The sequence below is a fragment of the Citrobacter sp. RHB25-C09 genome, assembly GCF_013836145.1.
Classification (GTDB): Bacteria; Pseudomonadota; Gammaproteobacteria; order Enterobacterales; family Enterobacteriaceae; genus Citrobacter_A.
In genome coordinates this window covers 1,988,701-2,009,933 of record NZ_CP057483.1, presented here as the reverse complement: position 1 = coordinate 2,009,933, position 21,233 = coordinate 1,988,701, and the positions used below count along the sequence as shown (strand labels likewise).

Annotated in this window: 23 protein-coding genes; 5 read left to right on the top strand and 18 right to left on the bottom strand. The window is 51.9% G+C overall.

Going from position 1 to position 21,233, the window contains the following annotated elements; genetic code table 11:
- The 3 genes from HVY19_RS09355 to HVY19_RS09345 are packed head-to-tail and all read left to right on the top strand — an operon-like array spanning position 1 to position 2,292.
- The gene (locus HVY19_RS09355; protein ID WP_181684026.1) at positions 1-822 is read left to right on the top strand and encodes an amino acid ABC transporter ATP-binding protein; all 822 of its coding nucleotides are present in this window, start codon (positions 1-3) and stop codon (positions 820-822) included.
- The gene (locus tag HVY19_RS09350; protein WP_181684025.1) at positions 819-1,598 is read left to right on the top strand and encodes an amino acid ABC transporter permease; all 780 of its coding nucleotides are present in this window, start codon (positions 819-821) and stop codon (positions 1,596-1,598) included. The genes HVY19_RS09355 and HVY19_RS09350 overlap by 4 nt, the downstream gene beginning before the upstream one ends.
- Positions 1,588-2,292, top strand: a complete 705-nt coding sequence (locus HVY19_RS09345; RefSeq protein WP_181684024.1) for an amino acid ABC transporter permease — start codon at positions 1,588-1,590, stop codon at positions 2,290-2,292. Before HVY19_RS09350 ends, HVY19_RS09345 begins: the two co-directional genes overlap by 11 nt.
- On the opposite strand, the gene ydhT is transcribed toward HVY19_RS09345, so the two are convergent.
- The 10 genes from ydhT to HVY19_RS09295 form a co-directional block, all read right to left on the bottom strand.
- Positions 2,261-3,070, bottom strand: a complete 810-nt coding sequence (gene ydhT / locus HVY19_RS09340) for a protein YdhT (protein WP_181684023.1) — start codon at positions 3,068-3,070, stop codon at positions 2,261-2,263. The two genes, HVY19_RS09345 and ydhT, sit on opposite strands and share 32 nt — an antisense overlap.
- Positions 3,071-3,073: 3 nt before the next feature.
- Positions 3,074-3,859, bottom strand: a complete 786-nt coding sequence (gene phsC, locus HVY19_RS09335) for a thiosulfate reductase cytochrome B subunit (protein ID WP_181684022.1) — start codon at positions 3,857-3,859, stop codon at positions 3,074-3,076.
- Positions 3,856-4,524: a 4Fe-4S dicluster domain-containing protein gene (locus tag HVY19_RS09330; protein ID WP_181684021.1), complete on the bottom strand. Its 669-nt coding sequence runs from the start codon at positions 4,522-4,524 to the stop codon at positions 3,856-3,858. Before HVY19_RS09330 ends, phsC begins: the two co-directional genes overlap by 4 nt.
- Positions 4,525-4,574: 50 nt before the next feature.
- The gene (locus HVY19_RS09325; RefSeq protein ID WP_181684020.1) at positions 4,575-5,225 is read right to left on the bottom strand and encodes a YdhW family putative oxidoreductase system protein; all 651 of its coding nucleotides are present in this window, start codon (positions 5,223-5,225) and stop codon (positions 4,575-4,577) included.
- Between the two features lie 10 nt (positions 5,226-5,235).
- On the bottom strand, positions 5,236-7,338 hold the full coding sequence (locus HVY19_RS09320; protein ID WP_181684019.1) for an aldehyde ferredoxin oxidoreductase: 2,103 nt from the start codon (positions 7,336-7,338) through the stop codon (positions 5,236-5,238).
- 20 nt (positions 7,339-7,358) lie between these two features.
- Positions 7,359-7,985 carry a ferredoxin-like protein gene (locus tag HVY19_RS09315; RefSeq protein WP_181684018.1) on the bottom strand — a complete coding sequence of 209 codons (627 nt, stop codon included), beginning with the start codon at positions 7,983-7,985 and terminating at the stop codon, positions 7,359-7,361.
- Positions 7,986-8,451: 466 nt separating this feature from the next.
- A complete protein-coding gene (gene fumD / locus HVY19_RS09310; protein WP_181684017.1) occupies positions 8,452-8,661 on the bottom strand; it encodes a fumarate hydratase FumD in 210 nt (69 codons plus the stop codon).
- A 133-nt stretch (positions 8,662-8,794) separates the two neighbouring features.
- Positions 8,795-9,607, bottom strand: coding sequence for a MetQ/NlpA family ABC transporter substrate-binding protein (locus HVY19_RS09305; RefSeq protein ID WP_181684016.1), 813 nt, complete (start codon positions 9,605-9,607; stop codon positions 8,795-8,797).
- Between the two features lie 21 nt (positions 9,608-9,628).
- Positions 9,629-10,297: a methionine ABC transporter permease gene (locus tag HVY19_RS09300; RefSeq protein WP_181684015.1), complete on the bottom strand. Its 669-nt coding sequence runs from the start codon at positions 10,295-10,297 to the stop codon at positions 9,629-9,631.
- Complete coding sequence (locus HVY19_RS09295; RefSeq protein ID WP_181684014.1) at positions 10,290-11,312, bottom strand: ATP-binding cassette domain-containing protein; 1,023 nt, start codon at positions 11,310-11,312, stop codon at positions 10,290-10,292. The genes HVY19_RS09300 and HVY19_RS09295 overlap by 8 nt, the downstream gene beginning before the upstream one ends.
- 523 nt (positions 11,313-11,835) lie before the next feature.
- On the opposite strand from HVY19_RS09295, the gene pykF reads away from it, so the two are divergent.
- Entirely contained in the window at positions 11,836-13,257 is a 1,422-nt protein-coding gene (gene pykF / locus HVY19_RS09290) for a pyruvate kinase PykF (RefSeq protein ID WP_181684013.1), read from the top strand.
- A gap of 309 nt (positions 13,258-13,566) precedes the next feature.
- Positions 13,567-13,803, top strand: coding sequence for a murein lipoprotein Lpp (lpp, locus tag HVY19_RS09285; protein WP_001082307.1), 237 nt, complete (start codon positions 13,567-13,569; stop codon positions 13,801-13,803).
- 69 nt (positions 13,804-13,872) lie between these two features.
- Here the strand turns inward: lpp and HVY19_RS09280 are convergent, their stop codons facing one another.
- The 8 genes from HVY19_RS09280 to HVY19_RS09245 form a co-directional block, all read right to left on the bottom strand.
- Complete coding sequence (locus HVY19_RS09280) at positions 13,873-14,862, bottom strand: L,D-transpeptidase family protein (RefSeq protein ID WP_181684012.1); 990 nt, start codon at positions 14,860-14,862, stop codon at positions 13,873-13,875.
- 97 nt (positions 14,863-14,959) lie between these two features.
- Complete coding sequence (gene sufE, locus HVY19_RS09275) at positions 14,960-15,370, bottom strand: cysteine desulfuration protein SufE (protein WP_181684011.1); 411 nt, start codon at positions 15,368-15,370, stop codon at positions 14,960-14,962.
- A gap of 12 nt (positions 15,371-15,382) precedes the next feature.
- Positions 15,383-16,603: a cysteine desulfurase SufS gene (gene sufS / locus HVY19_RS09270; RefSeq protein WP_181684010.1), complete on the bottom strand. Its 1,221-nt coding sequence runs from the start codon at positions 16,601-16,603 to the stop codon at positions 15,383-15,385.
- Positions 16,600-17,871, bottom strand: a complete 1,272-nt coding sequence (gene sufD / locus HVY19_RS09265; protein ID WP_181684009.1) for a Fe-S cluster assembly protein SufD — start codon at positions 17,869-17,871, stop codon at positions 16,600-16,602. Before sufD ends, sufS begins: the two co-directional genes overlap by 4 nt.
- Positions 17,846-18,592 (bottom strand): Fe-S cluster assembly ATPase SufC, encoded by a 747-nt coding sequence (sufC, locus tag HVY19_RS09260; protein ID WP_181684008.1) that lies wholly within the window; start codon positions 18,590-18,592, stop codon positions 17,846-17,848. The genes sufD and sufC overlap by 26 nt, the downstream gene beginning before the upstream one ends.
- 9 nt (positions 18,593-18,601) lie before the next feature.
- Positions 18,602-20,089 (bottom strand): Fe-S cluster assembly protein SufB, encoded by a 1,488-nt coding sequence (gene sufB / locus HVY19_RS09255; protein WP_181684007.1) that lies wholly within the window; start codon positions 20,087-20,089, stop codon positions 18,602-18,604.
- An 8-nt stretch (positions 20,090-20,097) separates the two neighbouring features.
- Positions 20,098-20,466, bottom strand: a complete 369-nt coding sequence (gene sufA / locus HVY19_RS09250) for a Fe-S cluster assembly scaffold SufA (RefSeq protein WP_181684006.1) — start codon at positions 20,464-20,466, stop codon at positions 20,098-20,100.
- 528 nt (positions 20,467-20,994) lie between these two features.
- The gene (locus HVY19_RS09245) at positions 20,995-21,183 is read right to left on the bottom strand and encodes a YdiH family protein (protein ID WP_181684250.1); all 189 of its coding nucleotides are present in this window, start codon (positions 21,181-21,183) and stop codon (positions 20,995-20,997) included.
- Positions 21,184-21,233: the final 50 nt, after the last annotated feature.

The following is a 21,233-nucleotide window of genomic DNA, read 5'->3' as shown; positions in this document are numbered from 1 at the left end:
ATGCTGGCAAGCCTGTTAACCCCATCCGCAGCGCAGACTGCGGATTTTAGCGCGCTACATCAGTCGCGCGTGGAGTTGCGTGACGTCGTGAAAGAGTACGCCGGAAACCGTGTACTTAACGGCATCAATCTGACGGTTGAACCCGGCGAAGTGGTGACTATTCTTGGCCCCTCCGGATCAGGTAAGTCAACCCTTATCCGGCTCATCAATCAACTGGAGTCACTCAGCAGCGGCGACATTTACATTGATAATAAGCCCATCGGACAGCTAAAGGGGATCGCGTTGCGGCAACTCCGCAGTCGTATTGGCTTTGTGTTTCAGCAGTTTAATCTTTACCCGCATCTTAGCGCATTGCAGAACATTGCTCTGGCCCTTGAGTTTGTCCACGACTGGACAAAGGCGCAGGCTCAACGTCGGGCGCTTGAATTGCTGAAACACGTTGGCCTTGAGGACAAAGCCGACGCCTGGCCTGCACAGTTATCTGGCGGTCAGCAGCAGCGGGTCGCCATTGCGCGGGCGCTTGCCTCTTCACCACAAATTCTGCTTTTTGACGAACCCACTTCCGCGCTCGACCCGGAGACGATTGGCGAAGTGTTGCAGGTGATGAAAGATCTCGCTCATAGCGGTATCACCATGATTGTCGTGACGCATGAAATGCATTTTGCGCGCGAAATTGCCAATCGGGTGGTCTTTATTGACGGAGGGGAGATTCTGGAAGTCGCCCGTCCGGAAGTGTTTTTCACCCATCCTCAGCATCCACGCGCCCGCCAGTTTCTGCATAAAGTCCTCGATCCGCTGCATCTGGAGTCATCACGACAATGACGGTTATGGACTGGCAGGGAGTGCTGACCGGCCTTCCCCTGCAATGGATTGTTTCTGGTTTTCTTACCACGCTGTGGGTCAGCGCAGCAGGGATTGTCCTCGCCACGCTGCTGGCTATTTTACTGTTAGCACTTCGTCCTAGCGGCAGCAGGTTTGGTCGTCTACTGGTGGCTGGCTGGGTATCGCTGTTCCGTAACACTCCGCTTCTGGTCCAGCTCATGTTCTGGTATTTCGCGGGCTGGAATCTGCTTCCCCGGGACATTATTGACTTCGTTAATGCCGAACATACCTGGTCTGTTTTGCCCGGTAACGTCTGGTGGTTAACAGCCGAATTCCTCTGTTCGGTTTGGGGACTGGCAGTGTTTACTTCCGCCTTCCTGGTTGAGGAAATCGCTTCAGGTCTGCAGGCCGTGTCTGTCGGACAGCGCGAAGCGGCACTTTCTCAAGGGTTCTCGGCCTGGCGTACGTTTCGCTATATTCTGCTGCCGCAGGGGCTGGTAAATGCATGGCAGCCCGTTGTCGGCCAGTATCTTAATTTGATGAAGCTCTCGTCACTGGCGAGTGGAATCGGATTTGCGGAGCTTACCTATCAGGTCCGGCAAATTGAAAGTTACAATGCGCATGCACTCGAAGCGTTTGCCGTCGGTAGCGCACTCTATCTGCTCACAGGCGTTGCGCTCGGCATGTCGTTGACATTTTTCGGGCCCACGCCGAAACGGAAAACAACGCGGAGATCGCTGAGAGTACTGTTCAGGAGTCCGCAACATGATCGCTAATCTTCAGGTGCTCACCGAAAACCTTGATTATTTACTTTGGGGGCGTCTGGCCGAAGGTCAGCCTGGTGGCGTGGCGTTGACGCTGCTCATGACGCTCGGCGCAGCTGCACTGGCGCTGCCCGGCGGCATCATTCTCGCCTGTATTGCCTGGCGTTATCCGGGAAGGGTTCGCAACGGGCTATTTATCTGGGCAGAGTTCATTCGCGGGATCCCACTTATCTTTGTCATATTTTGGCTGTGGTATCTACTGCCCATGCTGACTGGAAGCGATCTTCCCGGTGGGGCGACCGTGACGCTGGCGCTGGCGTGGTTTACTGCGGCCTCGGTTATGCATTCCGTCTACGCAGGATTGACGGCGCTCCCTCACGGGCAATATGAGGCAGCAATGACACAGGGGTTTTCGCCTGCCAAGGCGTTAGGGTTGATTTTGCTGCCGCAGGTACTGCGTAATGTACTGCCTTCTTTGACAGGCATTACTATCGGCTTGCTGAAGGATACGTCGCTGGCGTTTATTGTTAACGTTCCGGAACTGACCACCGTGGCCGGACAGGTCAATAACCGCGAGCAGGTCTATCCGGCGGCTATCTTCATCTTTACCGGACTGGTGTATTACCTGCTGTGCTACGGGCTGGAGAACGTCGTCCAGCGACGAACGCAAGGGACTAACATTCGACAAACTGATGCTGCGCGTTAAGACGATATTTTACCCCGGCGCGAATACCGTTCTCTCCTTCTACCGCAACGGCGAACCGCATACGTTCGCCGTCGTGGTACGCCAGCGCGGCACAGCCACCTGGACCCAGGATAAATGAATCAATAATACCCGTACTGGCGATAGCCGCATTTTCGCCGGTGCAGACGATGTGGACGTTATCACCGCTATTGGCTATTTTGGCACTGGCGCCGAAATTGACGATCTGCGTCAGATCGCCATTGCTCGCAACATGACACCTTTCCCCGAGCGTACTCACCCGCACGCGCATTCCGCTGCTGGCGATTCGCGAACCATTACCGGCGCTGCTAATACGCGTCGAATTGCCCGCCACCGCTACGCGGGCGCGATCGCCGGAACTGCTGATATGTGTGTTGTATCCCACGCTACCAATGCGAACACAATAGCCCGCGCTGGCAAGCTGCGACGCATAGCCCGCGCTGGCAATTTTGAGGTTATCTCCGGCAAAGCCAAGATTAGCACTGTCATTTGCATCAGCGATTTGTCCGACCCACTCTGATTCACACGGTTCCGACAGGCGCGCCATCGCAGAAATATCCTGCCGCGCAAAGCTCTCTTCATCCAGCCAGCGCGACCAGGCGTATTCCACCAGACTGTTCGCCCAGTCGAGATAGCCTTCACGACTTAGCGCGCGGTGAACGTCCGCATAGTTTCCCCCTTCGGGGAAACGGCGTAAAAACCAGCGATACATGACGGGGCCGACCCGCCATGCTCGCAAATCCTTCCGCGAGATCATCATGGGCTAGTGCCGATGATAGCCGTCAACCATGCAGCGGAAAGTCTCCGTTGGTGTTCGCCCCGTGGTACATAAATAGAGGTGACCAAAAATGAAGAACACACTGATAATCGCGAGCGCGAAATGTGCCTGTAACAACCAGTAGCGCACACCGGGGAACAGATTGCCAACGGCCTGAGGATAAAGAGAAAGTAACCCTGTTGCCAACAACAGTGGCAGTAACCCGTACATCACACCGACATAAGCCGCCTGTTGCAGCGGGTTGAATTTCGCCCGAGCCGTGGCCGGGAACGGATGCCCTTCGCCCTGCATAATGCCGAACAGATAAAAACGGGCCTGTCGGACTGCGCGCCCCATCCAGCCTTCCGGGTGAATGATGTAATGGTGGCCATTGCCGCCAAGCGCATTAATCAGAATGAACACAACCCAGCACGCCAGCAGCAGAAAACCGCAGATTTCATGGACTGCCAACAGGCTTTGTATAACCGCTGCATCCACCAGCCCAAAGTGATTTATCAGGCCACTGGCGAGCAACAGGACAAAGAGCAACGCGTTCGACCAGTGCCAAAGACGAATAGCTCTGGAGTAGAGATAAACCTTCTCACCGTGCCCGGCCGTCGTCTTATTAGCACCCCGATAACGAAGCCAGGCGTGAAGCCCTAGCACTAGCCACATCGCGACCAGCAGTAGTCCGGCGATCACCAGCCAGACCGGCCAGTATTCAGGGGAAAACACAGGCACGTAGTTCGCCAGTTGGGCTTGAAACTGTTCAGCATTCTGCGACGCGTTCATACATTTTCCTTTTTAATCAAATGTTGACCGAACCGGCGATACAGATGAGGCTCTCCCGTATCTGGCAATTCATACTGATAGTATTTATTTTCCCGTAGCCAGGTTTTGATTTCCGGACTGTCATCAAGCCCAAACAGCAGCGCGTTTTCCGGACACGCCGAAACGCATATTGGCGGGAACCCTTTCGCCAGCCGGGACTCGGCGCAAAAATCGCATTTATCGGCCACTTTCGTTTGCGGGTTCAGGTAACGCACCTGATAAGGACACGCTCCGATGCAGTAACTGCAACCAATGCACTTCGCCTTGTCAACGCGCACAATACCGTGTTCGTCGCGCCAGGACGCTCCGGTGGGACAGACCGCCATACAAGGTGCCTGTTCACAGTGCTGACAGGACTGACGGAAATAATGGTAGAGCGTCTCGTTGTCGTTATCTGACACAGGAATATGGGCAATCGATAAGCGACTTCCCTGCGCAGGAACATGATTCGTTTTCCGGCACGCGCGGGTGCAGATATTGCAGCCATTACAGCGTGATTCATCGTGGATCATGACATACTGTGCGGGTTTCTTTTTCGTTGTATTGGCAAGCAACGTCTGGCCTGGGCCGCTGAAAAATATGACCGTCCCCATGCCAAGCATAAATTTCCGTCGAGTGAAGGACATCTTGTTATCCTCTAATGCTGTGGTCGCGTTCGCCCACGCTTTCCTTGAATTCAGGGGTTCTGATACTGCTCAACTTCAAGCCATTCGCACAGGCCATAAGCCTTGCCGTAACTCATGTACCGCTCGCTAAACAGGTAGAGCGCGTCGTTAGACGCCGCCACAGGTCGAATGTCTGCAAAGTCGGGATGCGTTTCAATCGCGGCGAGCGCGGTTTCAATCTGCTGCGGATCAAAACCGTAAGGCGATTGTTCCAGCATGGCGACCTTGTAAGGACGCGGATAGGTCTGGCAATCGAAACGCACCGCCTGTGCGATTGCCCGACATATATCCTTTTCAACGACCTGAACGCACATATCGGCGTAGTTCGCTGTCATGGTTTGGGTTGAGAAGTAATAATCATCCTGAGAGCCGTGCACACACACGATGTCCGCTCCTGCCTCACCGCTGATAAGGGCTTCAAGCAGCGGTGAAAGCGCCGTCTCTTCTATGGCATAGGGCGGCAACAAGAACAGAGCTCGTGCGACAAGTTGTCCCGATGTTGAGTGCTGGCGAATAAAATCCGCCATGATGTCAACGGGGCTTGCCGGGGCGTCAGGCACGGTTTCATCCTCAACGTGCTGACGCCCCCCTTGCAACCACTGGCGTTTATCCAGGTCCACATCAGATTCAATGTGACTGACCTCATCCCCAGGATGGCTCATTGACTCGTCCTCACGCCGGCAACAGATTCTGCGCGGCCAGATCGGCAGCGACATCTTCAAGACCGAGTCGATGTAACGTCTCGCGTGTTGGACAACCCAGTTCCGGATGCCAGCCCATCTCCTGATAGAAGAGCGTGAAGGACTCTTTCATATCATCACGGTCCATCTTATCGGTCCCTTCGGTGAACACCGGGATCTTCGGATCTTTATCGAAGACCCATGAGCAGATGAGATCGTGTTCGTTGCGCATATCGGTGGTTTGCATTAGTTTGACCGTATAGGCACGGTGCAATGTGAAGATGCGCTCTGCGGCCAGATCGAGACTGGCCTGGGTAGTTTCATCACCCGTAACAGCCTGGAAAAACTTCGCTTCCAGATCTAAATCTCCGCGATAGTTTCGGCTTTTCAGCGGGGAAACGGTCATTGGCCAGACCCAGTTGCACAGCGTGACCGCGTTATGCAGGCAGACTTTCAACAGCGTCCATTTGGCGTATTTGATTTTGGCCGCATTGATTGGCGTATAATTTTTGGTTTCGTCATACGCGTCTTCTGAGCCAAACAGTTCAGCCGCCACTTCGCGTTGCAGCTTCAGCGGTAAACCGGAGCCGATAAAGTTGATATGGGTGTGGGCCATGCAGTCACGGTTGAACATGCAGTTGGTAATCGCCCCGACCTGCGCAGACGCTTCGTTGGCATGGTGAACCGGGAAGCCATACGGCGACCACAGTTTATTTTTGGCGTAGCCCCAGTATTCTTCACCCAGGTTCCAGCGTTCGGCAATGGCATATGAACCGTCCGCCAGATGACTGAATTCACCGACGCGATGCGCCAACCGGTAATAGAAGTCTTTAATAAAATGCGGATCGCCCGCTTCCAGTTGATCCCAGGGGATCTGTGCATATTCTTCAGCCGGGAGAACCCTCTTAAACACGCCCTTGCTGTAGCAATAGATGAAGTCGCGGTGCAACTGACCGTAGTTACACCAGATGCCGTAATCATCAAACAGGTTGATGCCGACCAGGTTTCCGACCACGCGTCCATCATCCTTGTCGTCGAAATCCTTTGGTCCATGCGGGAAAATGGTGGTGTGAACATAGTTCGCCACGCAGGTATTTCCCCCCGTACTCGGCACGCCGAAATCTTTCACTCGTGGAATATTGAGCTGCGACATACAGCGAATCGGGCAGGAGTGACAGCCGCTCATTTTTACGGTGTATTTTTCCGCCGCCGGGCCTAAGTCAAATATCGATTTCAGGGTGCGAAACCCGACAGTGTTTTGATTGCCTGGCGGGATTTCACCGGTTTCGATCGGTCCGCCTTCCGCAGCCGCCCAGTACAAACCTTTTCGCGCCGTCCAGCGCGACGTTGGCGATGAATATTCAGCCCACGCCTGTGGCGTGCTGGGGACAACGTGGTTGTTATTGGCGCCGATGAGTTCGGTCATCATGTAATCGTTGAGACGCTTCATCTCTTTGCGGTCGGCAATGTTAACGCCCTTCGTGCCTTCAACCGCTATCGCCTTCAGGTTTTTGGAGCCCATTACTGCCCCGGTACCTGCACCGCCGCTGTGGTTGCGGCTGTTTATCATGCAGGAGAGCGGCACCAGGTTTTCTCCCGCCTGACCAATCGCCGTCACGCAGGTTTCTGGCGTTGTCATTCGGCAAATTTCTTCTGTGGTGGCTCGTGTCCCTTTCCCCCACAAGAAATCGGCTTTTTCGATCGTCACTTTGTCGTCTCTGATATTTATCCAGACCGGTGACGCCGCTTTACCTTCAATAATGATGGCGTCATATCCAGCAAATTTCATTTGCGCAGCAAAGAAACCGCCCATATGCGCATCAACGACTAAATTACCCTTTGTGAAAGTAGAAAGTGACGTGATATTTACGCGGGAACTGCATGGCGCGCCTGACCCCGTAAGAGGACCGGTCGCAAATACCAGTTTGTTGCCTTCGTCAAATGGTTTGGTGCCGGGTGGGACTTCGTCATACATGATTTTGTAGCCGAAACCCATACCGCCAATAAATTTCTTATATTTACTGGAATCTTCCAGGGTAATACTGCCTGTTGTCAGATTGACCCGTAAAATATTACCTGTCCAACCGTTAGCCATAATGTTTTCCTTCGCAAGATTTAAACAGTAATATCTTTCCATTCGACAATTTTTAACGCCCCAGTCGGGCAGGCATTCGCGCATTCCCCGCATAACACGCATTTCGACGATTTCTCGGTTACCGTATTTACGGTAGCCATCATCCATGGACATGCGGTGGTACACGCACTGCATCCAATACAGCGTTTATGATCGACAGCGATGCAACCCTCTTCCTGTTGCCAGGTAATGGCCCCAATCGGGCAGACTTTCATACACTGAGGATCTTTGCACTGACGACAGGTATCCGGTGTGTAGTTCAGGTCACCGTACAGGCCGCCACCCGAGCCGGGGCCGTTGTCGCCAAAGAAGTAGTGGCGATGAATTTTGATGCGGGAAAAGAATGTGCCCACCGCGCCATCATTGTAATTTGTGCAGGATATTTCGCAGCGATGACAACCTGTGCAGCGCGCCCGCTGGGTGACCAGCACCCCTTTCGGCGTATTAATTAGCCCAACGGTGCCGCTGTCGACATCTTCTTGCTTACAGCCCAACAGTGACAGTAATGCGGGCGCGATGGTTAACCCAGCCAGACCTTTTCCTGAAATACGCAGGAATTCCAGCCGCGTTAAGCCTAAATCTAATAGTGGACGATCAACCTGATTCATTTATTTCGCATCCTTTTCCCAAACGCGGTGCTGACAACACGTTTCAGGCTGATGTTAATGACGCGAAAACAGAGCCTCTGATGTTGCCCCCCACTGCTGATATTATTGCCTTAACCGGATCGCATAAGTGACACGATTAAACTCAATTAAACTAATCCTTTAGGGTTAGGCGAAATAAATAATGAGTACATTTAAAGGGTTAAACTTTGATCATTATCAAGCAAAGCGGGGAAGAGAAATAATTAATGCGGAGTGAGATTTATTATCATTAATATACGTGGCGTGTTTTCATCTGTTTGCGAAATAAATGTGATATTGTTCCCAGAAAAATATCTTTTAATGAATGCAAGGTATAATTAATTATATAGCGAAGCAGACCCATTTTCTATTCACACTATTCGTAACAATATTAATTAACAGGATTATATATAGAAAATTTTAGGGGAGTCGATGCCCCCCACTGTTCTTATCCTGCGAGGGCTTTAATGACGGTTTCCATCGCCTGCTTTTCAATATCGGTTCGCGAAATTCGCTGATTTGCCAACGCCGCGCGTAACACGCCGGCAATGACGATATGTTTCGGCTCCTGTCCTAAATCGCGCATCTCAAGCACGACCTTCCCCACGACCCGGCACATTTCACGGTACAACTCATCTTCTTTTGTCAGGTTTCCCATTATTATTGTCTCTTCGCTAGCACATACTCAAAGCATATCTTACTCTGGCTATTAAGACAAAAAACAAAGAAAATCAGTAAAATAAGTGGACGATTGCCGGGCAAGGCTGCGCCATTACCCGGCAAGAGGCGGATTAGTTGTTTACCGGAATGACGGCGCCTTTATATTTGGTACGGATCCACTCCTGAATCTCTTTGGAATGGAGAACGTCGACCAGTGCAACGATATCTTTTTTCTTCTCATCGCCGCGATGGACAGTAATGATGTTGGCGTAAGGGTTGTTTTCACCGCTTTCAACTGCAATTGGATCGTGTACAGGATCGAGACCCGCATCGATAGCGTAGTTAGCGTTAATCACTACCGCGTCACCCTCATCATTGTTGTACATTTGCGGAAGCAGCGCCGCTTCAACATTGGGCAGGAATTGCAGCTTTTTCGGGTTTTCGACAATGTCGCTGATGCGCGCACTGACTTTATCCACACCTGGCTTCAGCTTTATGACGCCCTCTTTCTCGAAGATTGACAGGATGCGACCTTCTTCAGAAACCGCGTCACGCATGATCACCTTACCGCCTTCTGGTAAATCCTTCAGCGACTTCACCTTTTTCGAATAGATGCCAATGGGCTCAATGTGAATTGCGCCCGCGCTGACAAAATCATAGGTTTTATCGTTGGCATGATCTTTCAGTACGCTGTTGAGGTAGGGGATATGCTGAAAATAGTTTGCGTCGATCTCACGCCCCGCCAGCGCGGTGTTTGGCAGGATATAGTCCTGGAACGGTTTAATCTCCAGATCGATCCCCTGCTTTGCCAGAATCGGCTTAGCCTGCTCAAGAATTTCGGCATGTGGCACATTCGAAGCGCCGACGGTCAGCGTTTCTGCCCATGCGGTAAAGCTGAGAGCGCTTAAGGTTGCTGCTGCGAGTAATGTCAGTGTTTTTTTCATGATTATGGTTCCCGTATTTTATTAGCGTTTGTCTAACAGAGAAGTGATCACATCGCCGCAGAACTGGATAATGAAAACAATGACCAGAATGGTCACCGTCGCCACCAGCGTGACGTCGTTGTGGTTGCGCTGGAATCCTTCCAGATAAGCCAGATTCCCTAAACCACCTGCACCAATCACGCCCGCCATCGCGCTGTAGCTAACCAGCGCAATCAGCGTCACGGTGATACCGGACACCAGAGCGGGTGAAGATTCAGGCAATAAAACCCGAAAGATAAGCGTGCTGAACCGAGCGCCCATAGCGCGCGTCGCTTCAATAACGCCCTTGTCGACCTCACGCAGGGCAATCTCTACCAGCCGGGCATAAAAAGGCGCGGCCCCGACGATCAGTGCCGGTAAGGCGGCATCCGCGCCGAGAATGGTGCCGACCAGCGCTTTGGTAAATGGAATCAATAAAACAATCAGGATGATGAACGGAATCGAACGGAAAATGTTCACCACCAGTGAAATGACGCTGTATACCGCACGATTCTGGAAAAGGCCGCCACGCGCGGTCAGAAAGAGCGCCAGCCCCAGTGCGATTCCCAGCACAAACGTTGCCACACCGGAGAGTGCCGTCATGTAAAGCGTCTGCTGCGTGGCTGTAAGCAGTTGATCCCATTTCAGATGAGGGAAAAGATTCTCAGTCATGACGAACCACCTCGCCCTCAATGCCGCTGCTCTGCACATCGGCTAAAATATTGTCCAGTTGCTCTTCAGACGCCACCACGTGCAGCCAGAGCTGACCAAATACGCCATGTGCCGTTTGGGTCATTTTGCCGTGCAGGATATTGAATGGCAGGCTGTAGCGCAGGGTCAGTTCACCGACAATGGGTCGATGTGTGCTGTGGCCGGTAAAGGTCAATTTAATGACCGTCCCACCCAACTCACGTACCAGTTGCGGATTAAACGCCTCTTCTTCTACATACTGGCTAACCTGACGGACGAACTGCTGAGTGATCGGCTGCTGAGGATGGGTAAAAACCTGGAGCACTTCACCCTCTTCGACCACCTTACCGTTTTCCATCACCGCGACACGGTCGCAAATTTTGCGCACTACGTGCATTTCATGGGTGATAAGGACAATGGTCAGCCCGAAACGACGGTTGATATCCAGCAGTAAATCGAGGATTTGGTCGGTGGTTTGCGGATCAAGCGCCGATGTGGCTTCATCACACAGCAGCACATCGGGACGGTTTGCCAGTGCGCGAGCGATCCCCACGCGCTGCTTTTGCCCTCCGCTTAGCTGTGACGGATAGGCATTTTCGCGCCCGGTCAGCCCGACCAGGTCAATTAGCTCTGCCACGCGCGCTTTAATTTGCGCTTTTGGCGTCCCGGCAATCTGCATGGAAAAGGCAATATTTTCACTGACCGTACGTGACCAGAGTAAATTGAAATGCTGAAAGACCATGCTGATCTTCAGACGTGCCTGGCGCAGCGTTTCGCCACGCGCAGCGGCAATGTCCTGCCCATTAATAGTCACACTTCCCGTCGTCGGCTTTTCCAGTCCGTTGAGCAAACGTATCAGGGTACTTTTTCCCGCGCCGCTATAGCCAATAATGCCGTAAATTTGTCCCTGTTCAACCGTCAAATTGACGTTATCAACGGCAGTGATGGAAAGCCTGCCTGGCGTAAACACTTTCGAAATATTATTGAGGACAATCATGTCGTTATCGTTTCCACTGCAGCAAATTCTGGTTCTGCTATTGCTCAGGGCTTTTTAGCAGTATGGATGTCTAAACGAGTGTATGCAGAGGGAGATAATTTTGAAATGAATAAAAAGACATTTGTTATAACCTGAAGGAATATGTCTTGTTGCGCAAATCGACGTGCATTTTGCGTTCGCGCAATTGGCATACAGGACTTGTTTAATAACAAATTGTTGTGAATCTGCACAGATACCTTTTGAAACGCTGTTTCCATTTTCCTTTTTGATTCATTTTGGCTTATAATGCGCGCCAATTGTCTCTTGAATGGTTTCAGCACATTGACCTGTCATACTCAGCGACTACAAAGCGACCCTTTCCGTTGGGCTGAAACACGAGCACACATTCCTCTGCACGCTCTTTCGATGTCACCTATCCTTAGAGCGAGACATCACAACTTTCGTAATACTTGTTTAGCTACCTGGCCGTGCGCCCCGGCAGCCAGATTTCCATATCCTTCTCAACTTAAAGACTAAGACTGTCATGAAAAAGACCAAAATTGTTTGTACTATCGGTCCGAAAACCGAATCTGAAGAGATGTTGACCAAAATGCTCGACGCGGGCATGAACGTGATGCGTCTGAACTTCTCCCACGGCGACTATGCAGAACACGGCCAGCGTATCCAGAACCTGCGCAATGTGATGAGCAAAACCGGCAAAAAAGCCGCTATTCTGCTGGACACCAAAGGTCCGGAAATCCGCACCATCAAACTGGAAGGCGGCAACGACGTCTCCCTGAAAGCGGGCCAGACCTTCACGTTCACGACTGACAAGTCTGTTGTCGGCAATAATGAAATCGTTGCTGTGACCTATGAAGGCTTCACCAGCGATCTGTCCGTTGGCAACACCGTTCTGGTCGACGACGGTTTGATCGGTATGGAAGTTACCGCCATTGAAGGTAACAAAGTTATCTGTAAAGTGCTGAACAACGGCGACCTGGGTGAGAACAAAGGCGTTAACCTGCCGGGCGTTTCCATTGCCCTGCCAGCGCTGGCCGAGAAAGACAAACAAGACCTGATCTTCGGTTGCGAGCAAGGCGTTGACTTCGTTGCTGCGTCATTCATCCGTAAACGTTCTGACGTGGTTGAAATCCGTGAGCACCTGAAAGCGCACGGCGGCGAAAACATCCAGATTATCTCCAAAATCGAAAACCAGGAAGGCCTGAACAACTTCGACGAAATTCTCGAAGCGTCTGACGGCATCATGGTTGCTCGTGGCGACCTGGGTGTTGAAATTCCGGTTGAAGAAGTGATCTTCGCGCAGAAGATGATGATCGAGAAATGTGTTCGCGCACGTAAAGTGGTTATCACCGCGACCCAGATGCTCGACTCCATGATCAAAAACCCGCGTCCGACCCGCGCAGAAGCGGGCGACGTGGCTAACGCCATCCTCGACGGGACTGACGCCGTTATGCTGTCTGGTGAATCCGCAAAAGGTAAATACCCTCTCGAAGCGGTCTCCATCATGGCGACCATTTGCGAGCGTACCGACCGCGTTATGACCAGCCGTCTGGATTACAGCAACGACAGCCGTAAACTGCGCATCACTGAAGCCGTTTGCCGTGGCGCCGTTGAAACCGCGGAAAAACTGGAAGCGCCGCTGATTGTTGTCGCAACCCAGGGCGGTAAATCTGCCCGTGCTATCCGTAAATATTTCCCGGATGCCACTATTCTGGCACTGACCACTAACGAAACGACCGCGCGTCAGCTGGTGCTGAGCAAAGGCGTTATACCGCATCTGGTAAAAGAGATCGCTTCTACAGATGATTTCTACCGTCTGGGTAAAGAAGTTGCCCTGCAGTTAGTTGATCGTGGTCTGGCTCAAAAAGGCGACATCGTGGTCATGGTTTCCGGTGCACTGGTACCGAGCGGTACGACCAACACAGCATCTGTTCACGTCCTGTAATAATTCCTGTGTGAATTAATTCGGATAAAAAAGCGCCCATGTGGCGCTTTTTTTATTTCTTCGATAGCCATCATTAATAAAAAAGCAAATCGGATTTCACTATCTAATTAGAGATTATCTAAGATGAATCCGATGGAAGCAGCCTGTTTTCACACAGTTTTTTAGTCAAATTTGCCCGTTTCGATGCTTCTTTGAGCGAACGATCAAAAATAAGCGTCTTCTCATCAAAAAAATATTCTCAACATAAAAAAGTTTGTGTAATACTTGTAACGCTACATGGAGATTAACTCAATCTAGAGGGTATTAATAATGAATCGTACTAAACTGGTACTGGGCGCGGTAATCCTGGGTTCTACTCTGCTGGCTGGTTGCTCCAGCAACGCTAAAATCGATCAGCTGTCTTCTGACGTTCAGACTCTGAACGCTAAAGTTGACCAGCTGAGCAACGACGTGAACGCAATGCGTTCCGACGTTCAGGCTGCTAAAGACGACGCAGCTCGCGCTAACCAGCGTCTGGACAACCAGGCTACTAAATACCGTAAGTAATAGTACCTGTGTAATAAAAATGGCGCACATTGTGCGCCATTTTTTTTGCCCTGCGTTTACCCTTCACATTTATTGCGTTTGCGTTTCACCGCTCACTGAACCATTCTGCGCGGACTGCGCCATCGGCACTGTCACTGCTGCTGGCGACTGACCTGGCGACACCGCAACGGGATAGCCCGCCCGACGGTACAGCGCCTTATCTACCAGCCCGTGATCAACCTCTTTGCTGTCTTTGAACTGGGTGAAGCCTGCCGGCAAGACATAGGGCATCGTCTGCACGTTCTGCTCTTCTTCAGGCGACAATGGGCGATGGACTTCCACATAGCGTATCCCGTTCGGCTCAACGCTATATTTTACCGGCTCATTGATGACTTTTACTGGCGTTCCCGTTCTGACCTGGGCAAACAAGGCTTTGATGTCCGGCGCGTTCATGCGGATACAACCGGAGCTGACGCGCAAACCCACGCTATCAGGCTGACTGGTGCCATGGATGAGATACTCGCCGTTACCGTGCGCCAGGCGCAGTGCATAGCTGCCTAAGGGGTTATTGGGTCCTGCGGGCACAACCGGTGGCAACGTCACCCCACGTTCAAGCGAGCGTTTACGGATGCCCGCGGTTGGCGTCCAGGTTGGGTTCGGTATTTTTTGCCCTATTCGGGTTTCCATAACCGGCGTTTCCAGCCCTTGCAAACCAATGCCAATGGGATAAACCTGAACGATATTTTCGCCAGGCGGGTAATAGTAAAGTCTTAATTCCGCCAGATTAACAATGACCCCTTCTCGTGGTGCATCCGGTAATAACAGTTGCGACGGGATAGTCACTAACGTGCCCGGTTTAGGTACCGGCGCAATGGTATTATTTGCTTCAAGAATAAGCATCGCGGCGGTATCAAAACGGCGAGCAATGGCCTGAAGGTTTTTATCCCCCGGCTGCACCGTGTAGGTTTGATTTTGCCCAACAAGACGACTGCCTTCCGGCGGTAATGGATAATCAACCGCCCAGGCAGTTGGTAAAACGCCAATAAGCATCAGAGTCATAAAAGACGCACGTTTCTTCATAACCACCCTCCTGGCTTTTTTTTACCGGATGGCGACTTTGCCTTCTCCGGACTACGAGACGCTATTACCTCGCCATCCGGCAATGACAATCAGCGTCTTATGAGCTTAGTTTAGTACGAATCGCGCGAATCATCGCTTCCAGCCCCTGAGAACGGGACGGAGTGAGGTGCTGAGTCAGCGCCATTTTTTCAAACCACGGCCGTACATCAAAATTTACGATATCCTGAGCGGTCATTTGGTGATACAGAATAAATACGATTGCGATAAGCCCTTTTACGATTGCCGCATCGCTGTCGCCCTGCAGTTCAATAATACCGGCTTCATTCTGCCGCATCACAATCCAGACCTGACTCTGGCATCCCTGAATGCTGTTTTCCGCACGACGATCTTCGGCAGATAATTCCGGCAGTCGTTGGCCCAGCTCAATAATGTAAAGGTACTTCTCTTCCCAATTAGCGCAGCGTAGAAAATTACGCAACAGTTTTTCTCTATCCGGTAGCGCAGCCATAGCAACTCCCTGTTATCCCAGTAGACGATGAATACGTTGCAGCCCGGTCACCAGGCGGTCGACCTCTTCATGGGTGTTATACATGGCTAACGACGCCCGGCACATAGCCGGAACGTTATAGAACGCCATCAGCGGCATTGCACAATGATGTCCGGTACGCACCGCGATACCATAATTATCGAGGAAGCTGCCGACGTCATAGGCATGATGTTTTCCCAGATTAAAGGCGATGACGCCCAGTCTGTCTGGCGGCCCGTACAGTGTGAGGTCGGGCACCGCAGCCAGTTGTTCCAACGCATAATGCATCAGGTGCTGTTCATATTCGCCAATGTTGTCCAGCCCAAGCGCCGAGACATAGTCCAGCGCCGCGCCAAGGCCGATAATTCCCCCGGTGTTGGGTGTCCCCGCTTCAAAACGCCAGGGCGCTTTCGTCCACGTTGTTCCCTGCGTCAGGCTGACGGTCGCGATCATTGCCCCCCCCCCTTCCCACGGCGGCATCTGTTGTAACAGTTCCTCTTTTACATACAGCACGCCGATGCCCGTCGGCCCATAGAGTTTATGTCCGGAGAATACGTAGAAATCGCAATCCAGCGCCTGTACGTCTACAGGGTGGTGCATGATCGCCTGCGCACCGTCCACCAGCACTTTGGCGCCATGTTGATGCGCCCACCCGGACAGTTGGGCTATCGGGTTTTCCGTACCGAGCACATTTGAAACATGCGTAATCGCCAGCAGGCGGGTTTTATCATCAAACAGCGTTGGCAGGATATCCAGTTGCAGCGTTCCGTCTGGATTGAGCGGAATCACGCGCAACTGCGCTCCGACTCGCGCACAGAGCATCTGCCAGGGCACGATGTTAGCGTGGTGTTCCATCTCGCTAATAATGATGTTATCGCCCGCATGGACGTTTTCTGGCCCCCAACTGTTGGCGACCAGGTTAATGCCTTCCGTGGTGCCCCGAACAAACACCAGTTCTTCTGCGGAACGCGCATTGATGAACATCGACGCCTGTTTACGCACGTTCTCCATTCTTTCCGTTGCCTGTGCGCTCAGCGTGTGAATACCGCGATGTACTGCCGCATAGCCATGGCGATAAAACTCGGCCTCCGCGTCGATCACTTGTGCCGGTTTTTGCGCGCTGGCGGCGCTGTCAAGATACGCCAGCGGCAGGCCGTTCACTTCGCGGGTCAGGACAGGAAAATCCGCACGGACTTTGTCGATGGGAAAGGTCATGCTTCGCCTCCGGGCAGCCGTTGACCAATACGGGCCAACACCTGCTGTTTAAGGGCCTCATTGCCGAGTGCTTCCGTCAATTCTGCGGCAAAGGCATAGAGAATCATCTGCTGCGCATCCTGCTGGCCGATCCCACGCGAGCGCAGATAAAACATCTGCTCATCATCAATGCGTCCCACCGTCGCGCCGTGGCTGCACTTCACATCATCGGCATAGATCTCTAACTGCGGTTTCGTATCTACCTCGGCCAACTTACCGAGCAGCAGATTGTTGTTGGTCATCTGACCATCAGTTTTGATCGCATGCCGGGCAACGTTAATCAGCCCATTGAATACGGCCCGGCCTTTATCGCTGACGATAGTTTTATGCAACTGTCGGCTGTTGCAGTAGCCTTTGTTGTGTTCAAGCCATGTGCGGGTATCACAGACCTCATTTTTTACCGGCATTGCCAGGCTGTTGATCCTGAGGGTGGTGTTTTCACCGTTAAGCTGGGTACTGGTATTGTGGCGTAATACCGCATCGCCCAGCAGGAAACTGTCGCTGTGCGCCGTTGCGTCTTGTGCCAGCAAAATATCGTTATGGGCGAAGTGATGACTGAGCGCGTTTTCAAACGCCAGTTTGAGATGCCGCAGATGGGCATTAGCCGCCACGTTCACGGTCAGGCGCGCCCCGGTAAAATGCCGTGCGTCATTCAGGCTCATGTAATGCTCAATGACCGTCGCTTCCGCGCCTTCTTCCAGTTCAAGGTGGTGACGATAGTGGGCCGTGTTCACCTCATCGCCATTTACGCCCTGGGTGATATGCATCAGGAGCAATGGCTTAGAAGGTCGTTGGTTGCGCTTCACGCGTATATGCGTCACGCTTCGCGCCAGGCTTTCGGTCAGATGCAGAAATACTTCGGGCTGTACCGCTGCGGGTAGTGCCTGTCGCTCATCGTTAATCACCAACTCAATGCCGCTATCGTTGAACGTGTCGCTGAGCGTCGGGCTGAACTGACCGTCAACAAACACCAGCCGCAGCGCATCCACTTTTAACGCCAGCGCGTCGCGCTGAGCCGGGGAAACGTCTGCACACCGGCTGACGAACTGGCTGTTGGTAAGCCCTTCGAGCGGCGTGTACTTCCAGTTCTCATGTTTGCGCGTCGGTAGCCCCAGACGCAGCAATTGCTGGAGATGCTGGTACGCCTGTTCGCTTCGCTTGTCGCCTTGTGCTTCAAACAGATGGTGCCACTGTTGCAGCACATTACTGCTGTTCGCTAAGCCAGCCATATCCCTGCTCCTCCAGTTGTTTGACCAGAGTGAAATCACCTGACTTCACGATCCGCCCCTGATACAAAACGTGGACATAATCAGGCTTGATATAGTCAAGAATGCGCTGATAGTGGGTCACGATCACAAACGACCGATTGCCGTCACGCAGCGAGTTTACGCCGTCGGCTACCACCTTCAGGGCATCAATATCCAGCCCGGAGTCTGACTCATCGAGAATACACAGTTCCGGTTCCAGCACCGCCATTTGCAGAATATCGTTACGTTTTTTCTCTCCGCCAGAAAAACCCACGTTCACCGAGCGCGTCAATAAATCTTCGGGCATCTTCAGTAGCGCGATTTTCTCCTCCATCAAATCCTGAAAATCAAAGCGGTCGAGCGATTCCTGCCCACGATAGGTGCGTACCGCATTCAGTGCCGTTTGCAGGAAAAACTGATTGCTGACACCGGGGATCTCAACCGGATACTGGAAAGCCATAAAAATACCTTCCCCGGCACGATCTTCCGGAGAAAGTGCCAACAGGTCTTTCCCTTTAAACTCAACCGATCCGCCCGTGACTTCATAATCTTCGCGCCCGGCTAACGTTGCGGAAAGCGTGCTTTTACCTGAGCCATTGGGCCCCATAATGGCGTGAACTTCACCAGGACGAACCTCAAGGCTCAACCCACGCAGAATCGCCTTATCTTCCACGCTGACCTGTAAATCTTTAATACTTAACATGTATATTCCTTAACCGACGCTGTGTTCGAGACTTATGGCGAGGAGTTTCTGCGCTTCGACGGCAAACTCTAGCGGCAACTCAGAGAACACGTCTTTACAGAAGCCGTTGACGATCATCGAAATCGCATCTTCTTCGCTGATACCGCGTTGCAGGCAATAGAACAACTGATCTTCACCAATGCGCGACGTTGTCGCCTCGTGCTCAAGCTGCGCGCTGTTGTTGCGGCATTCGACGTAGGGGAACGTGTGCGCACCGCAATCGGCACCTATTAGCATGGAATCGCACTGGGTGAAGTTGCGGGCATTGGTCGCCGTCGGCATGATTTTTACCAGCCCACGGTAGCTGTTCTGGCTGTGCCCGGCGGAAATCCCCTTCGAGATAATGGTCGATTTAGTATTCTTACCGATGTGGATCATCTTGGTGCCGGTATCCGCCTGCTGGTGCCCACTGGTGAGCGCCACCGAGTAGAACTCACCGATAGAGTTGTCACCACGCAGAATACAGCTTGGGTATTTCCAGGTAATTGCCGAACCGGTTTCCGACTGGGTCCACGACATTTTGCTGTTTTCGCCTTCGCACAGCGCCCGTTTGGTGACAAAGTTCAAAATGCCGCCGGTGTTGTTATCGCCAGGGAACCAGTTCTGGACAGTGGAGTATTTCACCTCAGCGTCTTTATGAATGATCACTTCCACTACCGCGGCGTGCAGTTGATAGCTGTCGCGAACGGGAGCCGAGCAGCCCTCGATATAACTGACATAGCTGCCTTCATCCGCCACCAGGATGGTACGCTCAAACTGACCGGTTTTTTCCGCGTTAATGCGAAAATAGGTTGAAAGCTCCATCGGGCAACGCACGCCTTTTGGCACGTAAATAAAGGTGCCATCAGAGGCGACAGCGGCATTGAGCGCCGCGAAGAAGTTATCGTTTCCAGGAACGACGGTACCGAGATATTTTTTCACCAACTCAGGATGATCGTGAATCGCCTCACCGAAAGAGCAGAAAATGATCCCCTGTTCCGCCAGTTTTTCCCGGTAGGTCGTCGCCACTGACACTGAGTCAAAGATGGCATCTACAGCCACTTCTCGTCCTTCCCGCACCGGCACGCCAAGTTGCTCAAATGCGGCTTCCACCTCTTTGCTGAGGAAGGCGTTAGCCCCCGTTTGCTGGACAGCGCCGGGTTCTGTTTCACAGGCATCATCGCAGTTCCCGCACGAAGGCGCGGAATAGTAGCTGTAATCCTGATAATTAAGGGTGTTGTACTGCGCTTTTAGCCAGTGCGGCTCTTCCATTTCGACCCATGCCCGGTACGCGTTCAGGCGAAATTCCAGCATCCACTCTGGCTCTTTGCGTTTCGCAGAAATGGCGCGCACCACCTCTTCATTGATGCCTTTCGCCAGCTCATCCGTCTGCAGTTGCGTAAAAAAGCCTTCTTTGTAATTCAACGGGCCACCGGTCCAGCTTTTTACATCATCTGTTGCTTCAGTATTTCGAGACATAGTACCGCCTATACCCCAAAGCTTTCGCCACAGCCACACTCGTTCTGGGCTTTCGGGTTATTAAATTTGAATAACTGGTTTAAGCCTTCGTGGACAAAATCGACTTCAGTGCCGTCGATAAAGGGCATGGCCTGTAGCGGAACATACAGCTTTGCGCCCTCTGCCTCGAACAACAAATCGTCTTTTTCCGGCTCACTGACCGTGCCCAGCACGTAGCCAAAGCCCGCACAACCTGTCTGTTTGACGCCTAAACGTACGCCAAGCATTCCGGGTTGTTTGGCAACCAGTTCACGGATATGCGCTGCTGCCGCAGGCGTTAGCGTTAATCCGCGCCAGGCAAAATCATCCGGATTAAATGTTCCTGAGTGCAATTCCATACAGTGACCTCGCGTTATGAGCCATCGGGCGATAACATCATGTTAGTGATAATGATTATCACTTCAACCCCTCAACAACAGGGTCATTCGGTTAATTCACCCATTTTGAGCACTTTAATTAAGCATAGACCCTGCTCTGCGGGATTACCGGACGGAACACAATTGTTCAATGCATTGAAAAATAATGGATTAAGAAGGATTCATCGGCAGGAGTGGTCGATTGCGTAAAGATGTATAGAAAATGACTATTTCAAAGATAGGAGTGACTACAAAAGGTATGAGCATCACAAATAAAAAACCCTTAAGGTTATCCGCAAATAGCCTTAAGGGTTCCCGCCCCATCCGGCGCTTATCTCCGGCACTCATCATGGCTTAGCTCTTGAAGGGGCGATAGGAATAGTCTCATTTCCGGGAGAGGCGCTTTTAACACAAATTGCGTTTTGTTTTTTTTCCAATCCAATTCAGGTGATTAAAAAATAAAAAAGCCGCATTACGCGGCCAATTTTATGATTTGTGCGTCAGCCACAATCAATGGACGCCCAGGCGCCAGGCAAAATAGATCTCTTCTTTTAATTCTGTAGAAGACAGCGTCAGCAGGTCAGTAAATTCCAGCTCTAACTGTTTTAGCTTTTTGAGGTATTGGGCAGGAGAAAGTTGGGTGGTATCGCGGCGTAAAAATTCAATTGCCAGTTGGGCCGGATCGAGTTGGCTAGTCATATTGTCCTCACTTTTGGTCTTAACCTGCACAGTATATCACCTTTTCCTGT

Bases quoted from the DNA above. Each gene is read 5' to 3' on its own strand.
- HVY19_RS09355 (WP_181684026.1), top strand. From the start codon at position 1: ATGCTGGCAAGCCTGTTAACCCCATCCGCAGCGCAGACTGCGGATTTT.
- HVY19_RS09350 (WP_181684025.1), top strand. From the start codon at position 819: ATGACGGTTATGGACTGGCAGGGAGTGCTGACCGGCCTTCCCCTGCAA.
- HVY19_RS09345 (WP_181684024.1), top strand. From the start codon at position 1,588: ATGATCGCTAATCTTCAGGTGCTCACCGAAAACCTTGATTATTTACTT.
- ydhT (WP_181684023.1), bottom strand. From the start codon at position 3,070: ATGATGATCTCGCGGAAGGATTTGCGAGCATGGCGGGTCGGCCCCGTC.
- phsC (WP_181684022.1), bottom strand. From the start codon at position 3,859: ATGAACGCGTCGCAGAATGCTGAACAGTTTCAAGCCCAACTGGCGAAC.
- HVY19_RS09330 (WP_181684021.1), bottom strand. From the start codon at position 4,524: ATGTCCTTCACTCGACGGAAATTTATGCTTGGCATGGGGACGGTCATA.
- HVY19_RS09325 (WP_181684020.1), bottom strand. From the start codon at position 5,225: ATGAGCCATCCTGGGGATGAGGTCAGTCACATTGAATCTGATGTGGAC.
- HVY19_RS09320 (WP_181684019.1), bottom strand. From the start codon at position 7,338: ATGGCTAACGGTTGGACAGGTAATATTTTACGGGTCAATCTGACAACA.
- HVY19_RS09315 (WP_181684018.1), bottom strand. From the start codon at position 7,985: ATGAATCAGGTTGATCGTCCACTATTAGATTTAGGCTTAACGCGGCTG.
- fumD (WP_181684017.1), bottom strand. From the start codon at position 8,661: ATGGGAAACCTGACAAAAGAAGATGAGTTGTACCGTGAAATGTGCCGG.
- HVY19_RS09305 (WP_181684016.1), bottom strand. From the start codon at position 9,607: ATGAAAAAAACACTGACATTACTCGCAGCAGCAACCTTAAGCGCTCTC.
- HVY19_RS09300 (WP_181684015.1), bottom strand. From the start codon at position 10,297: ATGACTGAGAATCTTTTCCCTCATCTGAAATGGGATCAACTGCTTACA.
- HVY19_RS09295 (WP_181684014.1), bottom strand. From the start codon at position 11,312: ATGATTGTCCTCAATAATATTTCGAAAGTGTTTACGCCAGGCAGGCTT.
- pykF (WP_181684013.1), top strand. From the start codon at position 11,836: ATGAAAAAGACCAAAATTGTTTGTACTATCGGTCCGAAAACCGAATCT.
- lpp (WP_001082307.1), top strand. From the start codon at position 13,567: ATGAATCGTACTAAACTGGTACTGGGCGCGGTAATCCTGGGTTCTACT.
- HVY19_RS09280 (WP_181684012.1), bottom strand. From the start codon at position 14,862: ATGAAGAAACGTGCGTCTTTTATGACTCTGATGCTTATTGGCGTTTTA.
- sufE (WP_181684011.1), bottom strand. From the start codon at position 15,370: ATGGCTGCGCTACCGGATAGAGAAAAACTGTTGCGTAATTTTCTACGC.
- sufS (WP_181684010.1), bottom strand. From the start codon at position 16,603: ATGACCTTTCCCATCGACAAAGTCCGTGCGGATTTTCCTGTCCTGACC.
- sufD (WP_181684009.1), bottom strand. From the start codon at position 17,871: ATGGCTGGCTTAGCGAACAGCAGTAATGTGCTGCAACAGTGGCACCAT.
- sufC (WP_181684008.1), bottom strand. From the start codon at position 18,592: ATGTTAAGTATTAAAGATTTACAGGTCAGCGTGGAAGATAAGGCGATT.
- sufB (WP_181684007.1), bottom strand. From the start codon at position 20,089: ATGTCTCGAAATACTGAAGCAACAGATGATGTAAAAAGCTGGACCGGT.
- sufA (WP_181684006.1), bottom strand. From the start codon at position 20,466: ATGGAATTGCACTCAGGAACATTTAATCCGGATGATTTTGCCTGGCGC.
- HVY19_RS09245 (WP_181684250.1), bottom strand. From the start codon at position 21,183: ATGACTAGCCAACTCGATCCGGCCCAACTGGCAATTGAATTTTTACGC.